At 71.7% G+C, this 14721-nt stretch carries 3 protein-coding genes; 1 reads left to right on the forward strand and 2 read right to left on the reverse strand.

The window, feature by feature from the left end:
- Positions 1-1145 (reverse strand): hypothetical protein (locus IZR01_RS40715; protein WP_194926964.1); only part of this gene is annotated, 1145 nt, incomplete at its 3' end.
- Positions 1142-14506 carry a DUF8616 domain-containing protein gene (locus IZR01_RS40720; RefSeq protein ID WP_228561151.1) on the reverse strand — a complete coding sequence of 4455 codons (13365 nt, stop codon included), beginning with the start codon at positions 14504-14506 and terminating at the stop codon, positions 1142-1144. The genes IZR01_RS40720 and IZR01_RS40715, both read right to left, overlap by 4 nt.
- Before the next feature lie 12 nt (positions 14507-14518).
- Between IZR01_RS40720 and IZR01_RS51600 the strand changes: the two genes are divergently transcribed.
- The coding region (locus tag IZR01_RS51600; RefSeq protein ID WP_228561152.1) for a hypothetical protein at positions 14519-14721 on the forward strand (203 nt) is incomplete at its 3' end.

The raw sequence follows: 14721 nt of genomic DNA on the forward strand, positions 1-14721 counted from the left end.
GCTGTGTATAAGAGACAGGGCTCGGGCTCTGCTTCGGGCCCGGGTCGCGGCTCTGGCACCGGCTCGGGCAGTGGCCGGGTAAGCGCCGCCGTCGCCCGGAACACCGCGACGGCGTCCGGGTCCGGCGTCCGGCCGGACCGGAGATGGTCGAGGAACTCCGCCACCGGCGCGACGCCGTGCTCACGCAGGTAGTAGCCGATCGCGTCGCTCCACACCCACACCCCGTCGGTGCGGAAGCTCATCGGGACCCGGCCGCGATGCTCCGGGCGCAGCAGGTCGTCCAGGCGTGCGGTGGTGGACAGGACGAGGGTTCCGGCGGCCAGTGAGTCGGCGACGGCGGCGCGCTCCGGGTCGGCCAGGCGCGGGCGGTTCGCGGCCAGGGTGGGAGTGCCGTCGGGGGCTTCGTCGTAGACCGGGGCCAGGCGCATCGGCTCGGAGCGGGTGCGGGTCCACAGCAGTGCGGAGGCGGCGCGTGCGGCCTTTTGATACCCGGGCAGGGGCTCGTCCGCTGTGAAGGCCTCCACCTGAGGGTGCGGCTCGCCGAGCTCGGCCAGCCGGTCCTGGAGTGTGGCCGCCGCCTGCCACGGCTCGCTCGTGGCGGCCACGGCCAGCAGGAACACCCGGCACGGTGTGGGCCAGGGCGCGCCGTCGGCCGGGGACCGCCAGGCCCGCCACAGTGCGACGGCGCCGGTGAGCCCGGTTACCGCGTCGATGCCGGCGCGGTCCAGGCCGTCGGCGAGATCAGCGAGATCGGCGTCCGGATCGGAATCGGACGTGAGATCCAGACAGGGGCCGAACTCGTGGCCGCGGCGTCGGATCACCTCTGGAGAAGCGGGGGCGAACACGTGCTTCACCGGCGTGCCGATCGCGGGGTCCGTCGTCTCGATCCGATCGACGATCACCGGGTCGAACCCGGCCGCCTCCAGGATCCACCGCAGTAGCTCTGCATCCTCGGCCGGCATGCTCTGCTGCTGCGACACGCAATACGCCACGATCGCTTGGGCCATGCTCTCCGGCTCGCGCGCCGCGAGCCAGCCCCGGCTCAGGGTCAGCAGTTCGTCGGGGACCCGCCCGGCCAGGCGGAGCAGCATACTGTGGCAAGCCTCGCCCATCGTCGGGACGGCAGTGGCGTCGGTCGAGGTCATTTTCCGATTCCCATCCTCGTCAGCAGGGGCAGGCGCGACGGCGCGTCCAGGGCGGCGATCAGCGCGCCGAGATCGGTGTACCAGTGACTGCCCGGGTTGGGCACCGGGACGCCGTCGCGATAGCCGACCCACCCGGCGCGGTCGGGCAGGAACCGGTCTGCGAACGCCGTGATCGCGCCGGTCCAGGAGGAACCCGAGGAGAGCTCCGCGGCGGTTCCGTGCGAGCCGATGACGTGGATCGCCGTCGGCAGCGCGGCAGCGGCAGCGGCCACCGCTTCCGGTGCCGCGCCGTCGGCCGCCGATGCCGCAGTGCCGTGGGCCGCCGATGCCGCAGCGGCGTTAGCCGTCACCCGCCGAGCATTCTCAGCGCTCACCTCCCGCGCCAGCTCGCTGCTGTCAGCACCGTGGATCACCAGGCGCCTGGGCAGCGGAGTAGCGGAGGCGGCCAGCCCATCGATGAGCGCCCCGGCCAGCTCCTGCCGGGTCATCGGCCGGCCTCGCAGCGTGTAGCCACCCGCGGCGTCCGGGCGGCTTCCCACGGCCAGGATCACCGTCTCGGGCAGCGGCGTCAGGCTGTGCGCGGCGGCCAATTGCGTGTTGTCCTCGGGCAGCGCGAAGCCGGACGGCGAGTACTGCAACGCGGTCTTCACCGCCGCCGATGCCGTCGCGGCGCCGGTGAGGTCGCCGCGGTGTTCGGCCTCGGCGGTCTGCGCGGTGCCCGCGTCCCGCGCCGCCGCTGTTGAGACCGGATGGCTCGCCGCGGTCCGGGCCGCTGCCCGGTCCACCTCGTCGACGGCCCGGCGAGCCAGGTCGACCCGGTCCTGTGCGGCGCCGATCCGTCCCCGCGCCCCGGTGGCGACCTGGCCACGCTGCCACGCCTGCTGGATCAACCTCTCCCGGTCTCGCAGGGTATTGCGAAGCTGGTCCGCCGCGCCGGCGGCCTCGTGCTCGGCACGGATCTGGGCCGGGGAGGCAGCGGGGCCGACCTCGTCGACGGCCGCGCGTGCGGCGTCGTGCGCCTGGTGGGCCGCGTCGAGATCCGCGCGCAGCTGGCCGACGGTCCGTGGATCGGTGTTCCGATGTTCCGCCAGCGCCTGCTGAGCGTCCCGTTCCGCCTGCATCGCGGGCTGTTCCCGGCTGGAGGCGGCTGTCAGGTCGTCCTGCGCCGTGGCGAGCCCGTCGCGCCGAGCCGTCGCGTCCGGCGCCAGCTGCTGGTGGTCGGTGACGTCGCGCTGCGCGTCCGCGTGTTCCGTCGTCGCCGGCTCGAAGACGTGGTGCTCCAGATGGTCGGGCACCGCGCCCCGGTAGTGCACCAGTGCCACGTCCACCGGCCGGCCGGTGTCGACGGCGAGTCCGCGCGCCGCTCGCAGGAAGTCGTCCGCGCCGGTCGTCCCGTTCAGGTCGGCCACCAGCCGCAGCGGTTCGGTGACCGGATCGGAGCTGGTGGCTCCGGCGATCTTCGTCAGTGCGGCGGCGCGTGCCTGTGAGTCGTCCGGCAGGGGCTTGGCATCGGGGTGCACGACCTGCGAGGGATAGTCCTGCGCGGCCTTCCTGGCCCAGTCCGCGGGCAGCAGCCCGGTGAAGTCCTTGCCGGACTCGATGATGAGCGAGTGGTCCCGTGATCCGGCGACGACATAGGTCGCCCGGCCGCCGTATGGATAGGAGTCTCCGCTGTACTGCCGGTTGTACTCGACGTAGTCCCCGGTCGTCGCCTCCATCTCCACGCCGGAGTGCGTCGAGGGCCCTCGGTCCGGGAGCCCGGCGCCGTCGTCGGTGCTGCCGCCGAGGCTGAGGTCGGCGGACCATTCGGTGCCGCCGGCCTCCTTGAACATCGGCTCGTCCGCGCGCTCGGTGAAGGTCAGGCCGCTGTAGCTGCTCGGCCCGCCGATCGGCCGGATCACGCCGACCCGGACGCCGAGCGTGCCGGAGGGCAGCTCGAAGGACCCCTGGAACAGGTCCCGGGTGTTGTCGCGGACGTTGCGGTTGGTCAGCGACTCGGTCAGCCGGCTGCCCGGGTCGCTGGTCGGGGCGAAGCGGCCCAGGTGCGGCGGGGTCGGCGTGCCGTTGGCGCCGCGAGCCGTCCCGGCCAGGTACGGAGCGCTGCCGTGCCGGCTCAGCGTCGCCGCCGGGGCCCAGGCCGCGACGTGTTCGAGGTCGGGGAAGCTCAGCGCCTGGAGCTTCCCGCCGAGTTCGTGTTCGAGCATGTTCGGTCCGGTCCGGTCGGCGGCCGTCGAGGCCCTGACGGTGGGCGCCGGCCCCGGCTCGGGCCGTGGCGGCAGCGGATCGCCGCTCTGGCGCGGCTCGGTGAGGTGGCGCGGCACGACGTTGCGCATCGTGACGTGGGTCCGGGCGCCGGCCGCGTCCGGCCCGGTGGTGAGCGTCACCAGCGGTGTCGGGCCGGCGGCGGACGTGCCCGGGTGCGGGATCCGGGCCATCGGCTCGGGCAGTTCGGTGTCGTCGTGGATCTCGATCCGCAGCCGGAACCGGTGCTCGAACTCGTCGCTCTCGGCCGCGACCGCGGCAGCCCGCCGGATGTCCCGGACGACGGCCTGAGTGCCCGTGGTCTTCTCCAGGGTGGTCATCCGCTCCACCCTGGCGCCCGGGGTCCCGCCGGCCTGGCCGTTCGGGGTGAACTGCCCGCCCACTTCCGCGAAGACGGACGCGTGCAGCCCCTGGTGCTCAAGGTGCGCGTCCTGCTTCAGTGACTGCCCGCCGAGGGTCACCACGCCCTTGTCGCGCTCCCGGATGTGGTCGCTGTCGTCGTGCTCGGCGACGGCCCGGACCGTCAGCCGGCGGGTGCTGCCCAGCGGGCCCGGGATCTCGATGCGGTGGGTCAGGCCGACATTCAGCAGGTCGTGCGGGTGGGCCTTGAGTTCCTCGGGATCGAACTTGGCGGTGACCGCGCGCCAGATGTCGGAGGCGTCGGTCAGGTGCTCCGGCCCCACCAGGCCGGTGCTTTGCAGGCCGTGCTTGATCGCCCCGGTGATGCCGATGCCGGCCGGCAGCTGTTCGGGTCCGTCGGGATGCTTCGGTCCGCTCGCGGAGAAGACCGCGGACGTGTCGTCGAAGTGCGTCGCGTAGCCGGCCGCGAAAGCGGCGTCGTGGTGCGCGATGGAGCGGGTCTGCTCCGCCTTCGGCAACGGTGCCAGACGCGTCGGGTCGGCGATGTCGTCGGCCAGGGTGCGGCTCATCGAGAGCTCGGCCGTGTTCTCGACCAGCAGGTGAGCGGTGCTCGGAGTCGCGTCGTAGTGGCTGGGCCGGAGTCGGCGGCCGAAGAAGCCGTTGATCAGGCCGGCGTCCACTGGTTGGCGGTCCGCGGCGACCTCCAGGACCAGGTGCGCGCGCCGGAACTGCTGCCCGACGTTCTCGGTGAGCAGTGAGATGTCGATGCTCCCCTTCGTCCTGGATTCCGTTTTGCTGTAAAGCGTTCCGCCGACCTCGGCGCCGAGCGAGGCGGTGAACTTGTTCGCGACCCCGCGCTTCGCCCCGCCGGCCGAGGTGGCGCCGGACGGCGGCGAGAACAGCGAATCGCCGGACGGTCCGGCCGCGGATTCGCTGTCGTGGGTTTGATCTCCGGTCAGGGGCTTGTAGACCGGGCCGATCCGGCCCTCGCCCCGCAGGCCGAGGTGTCCGGTGTCGGCGTCGGTCTGCTTCAGGTCGTATTCGCTGTAGCTCTCCACCGAGGCGCCGGGTCCGTCGTGTCCGGCTGCCGGGTCGGCGCCGACGAAGAACCCGCGCAGCGTGAACGAGCTCTCGGCGTTGGGGAGCCCCGGGCCCCAGTGGTGCTCCTTGGGCAGCGGGATCGGTATGCCCGGCCCGCTCAGCAGCCGCGGCAGGTTGGAGCGCAGGAATCCCTCGGCGACGGTCCGCTCGACCTCCGTGACGTAGCCGGGGTGCCGCCAGGCGGCGGCGGAGATCTGCGGGTTCGCCGCCCGCGCCCGGTCGACGACCAGTTTCGAGGCGTGCCGCACCGTGGCGTCCAGGCCCGCGAAGGTGACGTGCAGACCGTCGGTCCCGGACTGGCTGAAATCGATGCGGTCGGGGTGCTGCCGCAGATCCTGGTGCTCGGCCTCGCTCAGGACACTGGTCCGGCCGATCGTGGCGGCCACGTCGCGGTTCGCCCGCACGAAGGCGGCCTGGCCCGCGGTGGCCTCATCGGGCCGGAACGCCGAGTGCACGATCGCCGGGACCGTCACCCCTTCGCCGTCGATGATCCGGCTCACCGTGCGCCGGCGGGTGAATCCGCTCAGGTAGCGGGCCTTCTCGGTGACAGTGACCTGATACCGGGTCCCGTACTCGGGCCGGAACGCCTCACCGTTGGTCGCCCGCAGGCGGCTGTAGCCCTTGGACGCGGTGGCGCCGGACTGGACGTGCTCCTTCCCGCCGGCGACGCCGACGACGAAGTCGCCGAGGTCCAGCGCGGCGCCGTGCGGCAGCTCGACGCGGACCCCGCCGCCGCCGTCGACGCCCAGCTCCCAGGACCGGGTCACCGTGCTGGAGCCGCCCCGGGTGCCCTTGACCTGGTGGTCGATCGCGACGTCCGGCTCGCTCGGCGTGGCCGGCCCGCTGCGGCGGTCCAGCAGCACCTGGTCGACCGAGACCCGATAGGTGCGCCCCCGGAAGTGGAACTCCTCCTGGATGCCGGTGTCCAGGCCGCGGCTGCGCGATCCCCGCTGTTTCGGCGTGCCGAAGGCCAACTGCAACTGCTTGTCGAGCCGGAACCGCAGCCGGGCCGCGGTGCGGTCGCGCCGGGCGGTGGTCTTCGGATCGTCGTCGGACCGGCCCGATCGCCGGCCCCGCAGATCGGTGGACAGGTCGTTCACGATCGAGCGCACCGTGGCGTGGACCTGCTCGCCGCCGGGCAGTTCTTTGAGCGCCGCGCTGCCCAGACCGGTCCCCGAGACCAGTTCCGGTGTCTCGGCGCGGGGATCGGACTCGTTCACGGCGCGCCGCGTGTGGCCGGCGACGGTGCCGTCGGGCTTCCAGCGGACCGAACGCAGCACCCTGCCGTCCTGGCCGATCGCGCGCTCTTCGCCGAGGCGCAGCGAGATGTCCACGGGCTTGTCGCCGGCGATGCCGACGGTGCGGGCGGTGACCGCGCCGGTCGCGTCCCGGGTCACCGTCTCCCGCACCCGCTCGCGGGCGTTGAGGGCGGGCGAGGCGATGCCGTGCTCGTCGACGATGCGCACCGAACGGTCGGTGACCAGCAGCCGTGTCAGGTCGGCGGCGCTGAGGCGGTCCAGGCCGGCGCCGCCGTCCTCGCGGGCCGGGCTCAACCGGTTCTGGAGCTGGAGCCGTTCCTGGCGTGCCGCGGCATCCCCGGGCCACGCCGCCGGCCGGACGTCGTCGACGGCGGCCCGCAGCTCGGCCTCGAAGCGGCTGCCGCGCGGCACCACCAGTTGCAGCCCGGTCTTCCCGGCCTGGCGCGCCAGATCGACCAGGGCGTCGTGCCGGGTCGCGTCCGTGTCGCCCCACCGGTGCCCTCCGGCGTCGCGCCAGCCCCAGACCACGTGTCCGCCCAGGTTGACGACGTAGCCCTCGGCCGGCAGGTCAGAGCGGCCGAGTAGGTCGTGTTCGGCGTCCAGGGCCGTGGTGTGCAGCCCTTCGGTGGCGCCCAGGTTTTGGACGGCGGCCTTCAGTCCGGCGCCGGGCCGCGGCGGTGCGACGACCGCGATGTCCTTGGGCGCACCCGGGCCCTCGGTCGCTCGCCGCGCCAGATCGCCGACGCTGTGGATGCCCTCGACGGCCGGCGGTGCGGCGGCCGCCGACGGCTTGATCCGCGCCGGGGTGGTGTGGTTCTGGCTGTCGGGCAGGCCATGCCGGGGAACCGGCGAAGGGCCTGGGCCGTGGGCCGCAGCGAATCTCAGCATCCGCTGATACGTCTTGGGGTGGGCGCTCGCGAAGCCGGTGCTCAACCCCGGGGGCCGGGTGCCAGGCCCGATCCGGGTCGCGGCGCGGCGGGCTCCGGCGGCGTCCAGGGCGGCGCGCGCCGGAACCGGCGGCGCCGCCGCCGGGTCCCGCACCGCGCGCTCGAACGCGGCGGCCTGATGCTCGGGCACCATGATCTCGCCGGTCACGTCGGCGTGGAACGGCAGCACCGGATCGGTCAGGCCGAGGTGGTCCAGGCCGGCGTGGACGCGCCGATCGGCCTCGATCCGGCCGTCGATCCGCAGCACGGCCTTGTAGCGGACCTTGTCGCCGCCGTGCGTGACCGCCGTCTTGGCCTGGCCCTGCACCTGTGAGGACGTGGCGTGCCCGGAGCCGAGCTTGCCGTCGATGTTGGCGGCGGCGGTGATGCCGTCGGTGAGTGAGTATTCGGCGCCGACCCGCAGCTGGGCCTGCTGACCGTGGCGGGTGCTGTGCTCGACGGTCACGGTCTCGGCGATGTCGTTGCGGATGCCGCCCTCGGAGCTGATGTCCACCCGTTCCAGGGACACGATGGACGCCGCCAGACCGGTGTAGCCGGAGAAGCCCTTGAGCCGCACGAAGTTCGTCGGCAGGGATCCGGTGAACAGGGCCTGGCCGCGGTCGCGCACCGACTTCTCGTCCAGGAACCCCTCGGTGGCCGCCTCGACGACCGCCGCGGCCCGCTTGGGCGCGACCCGGCCGTCGCCGATCAGGGTCTTGAGGAACGCGTCCTCGACCGGCTTGGTGTCCACCGCGCCGAGCGTGTAGTCGAAGCGCTCGATCGCCCGGGGGTCGCGGACCGCGATGACCGTGGTGCCGGTCGGCGTGCCCCGGCCGTAGGCGGCCGGGTAGGTGGCCGTGACGGTCTTGCCGGTCACGGCGTGCGAGACGGTGGCGGTGCGGCCGTCGCGCAGGTGGGCGTCGACCTCGATCCGGAGCCCGTGCGCGACGCCGACCCGGGCGTTGTTGGTGGCCCGGCTGCCCAGTTGGACCTCGTCGGCCACGCTGTGCCCGGTGCCCCGGGTGGTGGTCACCCCGGGTTTGACGGCGACCACCAACAGCGCGGAGCCGACCTTCTTCATGCCCTCGGCCAGGAACCCCAGCCCGCGGCTGATCTCCCGCGTCGCCGTGCGGACGAAGGCGATGTCGCCGTACTTGGACAGGAATTCGCTGAGCACCGGGTCGCGGTCGTAGGCCGGCGGGGCCTCGGTGTCGCCGGTCAGGCGGAACCGCGCGCGCAGCGCGGTGTCGCCGTCGCCGAGGGTCAGGCCCGAGCGCAGGAGGGTCTGCCAGGTCTCGGCGTCGGTGGCGTCCAGGGCGGTGTCGATCTCGTGGTCGAGGTCGTGGGCCAGGCGGGCGGAGAGGTGGCTGTCCAGGGTCTCAGGCTTCTGGCCCCCGGGCCGGTCGCTGAGGGTCGCGGCTTTCAGCGCGGTGACCACCGCCGTGGCTTGGGCGTGTGCGTCCGGCGGCCGGTCGGCGGAGACGACGGCGAGGTCGCCCAGCGCGTGGATCCCCGAGTCGCCGCGGTTGTGCCAGGGGACCAGCGGGTCCACGAGGCCGCCGTGGTCGTCTCGGGGCGCCGCGGTGTAGGCCGGTGCCCATTGCAGGACGTGGTCTTGCCAGCGGGCCGGGTCGATGCGGGTCGGATCGATGCGGGTTGGATCGATATGGGCCGGGCCGATGTGGTCCGCGGTGGGTGGGTGTGTCGGGGCGTCCGGGGCGAAGTCGTGGAAGAGGCCGGTGGCGGACAGCGACGGCAGATACGGGCGCCGCGGATCCGGATCGGCGACCAGTGGCACGCCGTCGGCCGAGGTCCAGACCTTGCGGTCGGGCGCCGCGACGTGGCTGCCGAGTTCGACGGCGAGATCCTTCGCGTAGGCGCGGCCGCCTTCGGGCGTCTTGCCGAGATCGCAGACGACCGCACGTACGCCGGCCTTCTGGATCGCCGGCCAGTCCGGGTGCTCGCGGATCAGCTGGGCCAGGGCTTTGACACCCAGCTGGTAGCCGCCGACGCGCACTTGGTCGGATTCGCCGTGGGCGGCGATCGTCAGCCGGCCGTCGGGGTCCGGGAGCAGGTCGCGCGCGCCGGTCTCGTGGGCTGCGGCGTCGGGATCGGCGTTGTCGCGCAGGTGCAGGGTGCGGCCGTGGCCGACTCCGAAACGCGCGAGGAACGAGGCGGCTTGCCGGTGATCGGCGAACGCTTCGATGCGTTGGGGCTTCGTCGCGTCCCAGACGTGGGTGTCGCCGACTGGCGCGGCGAAGTGCTGCGCGGCGGGGTGCTGAGGGGCGAGATGTTGCGGGGCGGGGCGCTGCGGAGCGAGATGTTGCGCGGCGGGCTGGACAGTGGAAGCCGGTTGCTCGTGTGCCGAAATGGTGTGCCCGGGCTTCGCCGACGAACCCCACCAAGGGCCGGCCAGCAATTGAGCCCACCAAGGGCGGGCGAGCGAATAGTGGTGCAGGGCTTCGCGGAGGTCGCCGTATTCGCCGGGCACGTGAGTGCTGAGCGTCCTGACGACGTTATCGGTCAGGAGCTTCGACAGCTCCTTGCGCGTCTCGTCCAGGTGCCGGGAGACCTCGACCGGTCCGAACAGGGTGTCATCGACGGCCAGGACCCGGGCCAGTGCGCGCAGCGGCCCGTGGGCGGGCTCGGGCCAGGCCTTGATCTGCGTCTCGGTGAGCGGCAGGGTGCGCATCAGCAGCGTCGTCGCGGGCGGGACGCGCAACCGCTGGCCTGGTTCCAACTCCAGTCGGACACTGCCGTCCGGCGAGAACCTGCGAAGGGCGCCCGTCCAAGGCGTCTTGCCCCGGGGCGGCTTCGGTATGCCCTTGTCGTCGTACTCGTACAGTTTCTCTGTGACGTACGTTTCGCCCTTGAAGTTGAAGCCCTCGACGTCGTTCGGCGCGATGACGTCCACGCCCAGTTCCTTCGACAGCTCGTGGGCGAAGCCGTGATCGTCCATGCCGGTGAGGCACGAGTGCATCCGGATCGGCCGCCCGCCCCAGTTCTGGTCGTCGCGGATGACCGCTGCCAGATCCTTCACCGACATGTAGTGGCCGCCGACCTTCACCGCATGGGGTGTGCCGTGCAGGAGGACCGAGAACTCCTTGGAACCCTGGCTGGCGGCCAGTTTCTCGAAAAGCTGCCGCAGCGCGGTGTCTACCGGCCGATCCAGGTCTCTGATCCACAGCGCGTCGGCACTGCTTTGCGTGTAGTCCTCGAAACGGGTGAGCCACGTGGCGCGGGCCGTGTCGTCGGCGAAGTCGTGCCCGACGCGGACTCTGAATCCGGCGGTGTGCCGGCGCAGCGGCAGCTCGACTTCGGCCACGCTCGCGAGTGCCTTGTCGGCGGCCGAGTAGAGCTCCGTGCGCTCGAACGTCCGGCGCCATCTGGGCAGCAGTGAGCCGGTGAACTTCTCAAGGCCGGCGGCCAGGTCGTAGACGGCGTCCACGTGCCCGCGGCCGTCGGTCTGCGCGGCCACCGCACGGGCCTTGTCCGCCACGTCTTGGAAGCCGGGCGCCTTCTTGACGATGGGCTCCACGTGGCTCAGGGCGGCGGTGATGGCATCGACATTGCGCCGGTGGTCTTCGGTGGCGCTGAGACTGATCGTGTGCCCGCCGGCGCCACTGTGCCGCGGCGTGGGCCCGGCTTTGCCGGCGCCCTTCGTCGCCGTCGCCCGGGTCCTCCCGCTGTCCGGCTGGGGATCCTTCCCGCCGTGCTCGGTGCGTCTGCGGGAGCCGGAGAGTATGTGCAGGGCCTGATTCACCTCGGTGCCGGGCCGGGTGTGCCGGAACATCCATTGGACGGTGTCCGGGGTCAGCACCCTGTCCAGGGCGTTGCGGGCGGTCTCGGACAGCTCGGCCGCCTCGGTGCTCGTCCCGTGGGTTTGGCGCATCAGGTGCCGCCAGTTGTTCACGATGCCGCGCAGGTGCGGGTCGGATCCGGCGAGGGCGTCGCCGAAGGAGCCGGCGATGGCCCGGCTCAGAACGGTCAGCGCGGGGTTGCGGCCGAGAAATTCGTAGTCGGTGTCGAGACGGACCTCGCTGTGCAGGCTGCCGTCCGGGTTCGGCGTGCGCGGCGGGAAGACCCGCATGGCGCCGTCGACCCGCTCTCGCACCCTTTCCCCGCCGTCGGGGGCGTAGCTCAGGGCGGTGGCGTAGAGCTGGTTGCCGTGGGTCGCCCACACGCTGGTGTTCGGCGCCTTGACGGGGTACCCGATCAGATCGGCCAGCCGCTGGGCGATGCCGTCGTCGAACTCGCCGCCGTCGCAGGAGGCCAGCCGGATCGGGCGGGGGCCGTCCTTCCACTCCGGGATGTGCTGGAGCAGGTTGTGCAGATCGCTCTCGTGTAGACCCACCTTGCCGACGAAGACCCGCAGCCCCGAGCCGTGCATGTCGATCGTGAACCAGCCCGGATCCGCCGGCAGCGAGGCACTCGATTCGCGCAGCCGCAGGTCGCGCTCGGACTGCTCGTCGCGGATCCAGACGCCGGTGCCGTCGGGGCGCTTGACGACGTGGTCCCTGATGAACTCGGTGGCCTCGCCGGGGTCTTGGAACAGCGGCTGGTCGTGTCGGTTGACCTCGTCGAGGTAGGGGTCGTCGCCGTGCTCGCGCATCAGGTCGGACAGGTGGCGGTGGAAAAGGGAGCTTTGGACGCGAGCGCGCAGGCCGTCGGGCTGTAGGCCGGTGATGGTGGAGTGGAGCTGGCGCAGGATCTTGTAGCGCTGCTGATACTCGGTGGCCTCGCCGGCCTCCGTGATCAGGTCGCGGAAGTGATCCGCCGGCAGGTGGTCCGCGAGCCCGCCGAGACGGTCGAACAGCCGCAGGCTGTCGGCGCCGTGTTCGTTGAACGCCTTCAGGGTTTCCGGCGGTAGCGCTCGCGAGGTGGGTCCGGCGGATGCCCCGGGGTGGTGCGGCGTGGGCTCGGGCTGACGGGTGCCGGACAGATCGGTGTGGCCGGTGTCCGGGTGGTCGCCGTGGGAGTCGAAGGCGTCGAACGATACGGCCTGCGCGTCGTGGGGTGCCCAGCTGCGAGGCTGTTGCGCGTTCGAGAAGTGGTACAGGGCCTCACGGAGATCGCCGTGCTGGTACGGGACGTGCGTGAGCAGGGCCCTGACGGTGCTGTCGTCGAGCTGGTAGGACAACTCGTCCCGCACCAGGTCCAGATGCTGGTCGATGCGCGCGCGGTCGAAGAGCGTGTCCTCGGCCCGCACGGCGCTCGCCAGCGCGTGCAACGTCTCCCGCACCGGCTCGGGGAAGGTTCGGATCTCGTCCGCGGTGAGCGGCACGGCCCGGCTGATCATTGTCAGCGCGGCGGTGTGCCCGAGCTGCTGGTTCGGCGCGAGTTCCAGCGTGCTGGTCCCGTCCGGGGAGAACCGCCGCAGCACGCCGGTCTCGGGGTCCTTGCTCGAGTCCGCGAGCATCCGCGGCGCGCCCTGGTCGTCGTAGTCGTACAGGTTCTCCGAGACGTAGAGGTTGCCCAAGCGGTCGGCCCACGAAATGTCGGACGGCGCTATGACGTCCACGCCCAGCTCCTTGGACAGCGCGTGGGCGTAGCCGTCGGGGAGCATGCCGGTGTAGCAGGAGTGCAGGCGGATCGGCCGCGGGTTCTGGGACCAGTGCTCGTTGTCGCCGATGAGGGCGGCCAGATCCTTGACCGACAGGTTGTGGTCGCCGATGTGCACGATGCCGGGCGATCCGTGCAGGGCGACGGTGAAGTACCGCGGGGCCGCGGACAGGGCTTTGATGAACTCTTCGTTCTTGAGGTCGTGCCAGTGGTGCGGGCTGCGAACCCACAGCAGGTCCGGTGTGCTCTCCGTGAGGTGCCGGCCGATCCGGTGGACCCACGCGGTACGGGCGGCGGCGTCGACGAAGTCGCGCCCGATGTGCGCCTTGTACCCGGCGGTGTTCCGCCGCAGCCGCGCTTCCACGGTGGCCGCCCGGTGGTAGGCCCCGATGGCGGTCCTGGCGAGCTCGGTGTGCTCGAACCCATGCTGGTGTCGGGGCGGCAGCGAGTCGGTGAACTTCTCGATGGTGTCGTGCAGGTCGTAGAGCGCGGCCACGTGTCCGCGGGCGTCGGTCTGCGCGGACACGGCCCTGGCCTTGTCCACCAGGGCCGAGTAGCCGGGCGTGTAGTGGAACACCGAGAATCCCGGCGCGGCCATGGTGACCAGGGCGGTGGTGAGGTTCGCGGCGTCGATCCGGTGCTCGTCCAGGAGCGCGCCGGGCGGGTCGTCGTGGTCGAACGCCACTTCGTCGTCCGGGTGCGTCTCGGTGCTCGGGCCGGCATGGGAACCCTGATGGGTGGAGCCCTGTTCTTGACGGGTGCGTGAGTACTGGTGCAGGGCCTCGACGAGACCGGTGTTGTGGTTCGGGACGTGGGTGATCAGGGTGTGCAGGGTGTTGTTGTTCGGGTCGTCCAGGAGGTGGGACAGGTTGGCCCGTAGCTGGTCCATGTGCTGGCTGATCTGCGGGCGGTCGTACAGCGTGTCGTCGGTGTGCAGGGCGTTGGCCAGGGTGCGCAGCGGTTGTCGTGCCGGCTCGGGCCAGGTTCTTATCTCGTGCTCGGTGTGCGGCAGGTTGCGGGTGAGCAGCGTCAGGGCGGCCGGGTGGCTCAGCGACTCGTTCGGCTCCAGTTCCAGCTTGCTGGTCCCGTCCGGGGAGAACCGCTGCATTGTGCCGGTGCCCGGGTTCTTCCGCTTGGGGGGCTGTGGCACGCCGTTCTCGTCGTACTGGTACATCTTCTCCGAGACGTGGATGCGGCCCATGGCGGTGCCCCAGGCCAGGTCGTCCGGTGCTATGACGTCGACGCCCAGTTCCTTGGATAGCTCGTGGGCGAAGCCCTTCGGGTGCATGCCGGTGTAACAGGAACTCAGGAGGATCGGCCGCTTGTTCTGCGCCCAGTGCCTGTTGGCGTTGATGAGGGCGGCCATCTCCTTGACCGACAGCTTGAAATTGCCGACGTGGACGACGCCTGGTGAGCCGTGCAGGGCGATGGTGAAGTACCGCTTGTCAGGGGCCTTGGCCATGGCCCAGAAAATGTCCTTCATCTTGGTGTCCTGCGTGTGGTGCGGGCTGCGGATCCACATCGCGTCCTCGTTGCCCTCGGTGAAATCGTGGAGGACCTGTTCGGCGAAGTGGTCGCGGAACGCCGTGGTGGGGAAGTCGCGGCCGACGTGCACCTTGAACAACCCGGAGGTGTCCCGGTTGAACCGCACATCCGTGGCCGTCACCGTGGCGTGGGCCTGCCAGGTGGCGTGGTAGATCGGTGCGTGCTCGAATCGCTGCTGGTGGGACAGCGGGAGCGAGTCGGTGAAACTCTCGAGGGTGGAGTGCAGGTCGTAGACGGCGGCTCGGTGCGCGCGGTCGTTGGTCTGCGCGGTGACGGCGTTCGCCTTGTGGATCAGTTCCGAGTAGCCGGGCCACTGCCGGTAGGACGCCCACTTGTCGTCGTTCATGGAGGTCAGGGAGTGGGCGAGGAACGCGGTGTCGCCTTTGTGCTCCTCGACGGTGTCGAAGGAGTGGGTGTCGAAGAAGTCATGCTGGTCGGGTCTGCCGGCCGGGTGGTCGCCGGGACCTTTGTGGGTGCTGCCGGGCGGGTGGCGCAGGGCCTTGCTGATGGAGCCGCCGGTCGGGCGGTGCGCGGAGCCGGTGGGACCGCGGCCCGCGGTGG

The organism is Catenulispora pinisilvae, assembly GCF_015356865.1.
Classification (GTDB): Bacteria; Actinomycetota; Actinomycetes; order Streptomycetales; family Catenulisporaceae; genus Catenulispora; species Catenulispora pinisilvae.

Bases quoted from the DNA above. Each gene is read 5' to 3' on its own strand.
- IZR01_RS40720 (WP_228561151.1), bottom strand. From the start codon at position 14,506: ATGAACGACGACAAGTGGGCGTCCTACCGGCAGTGGCCCGGCTACTCG.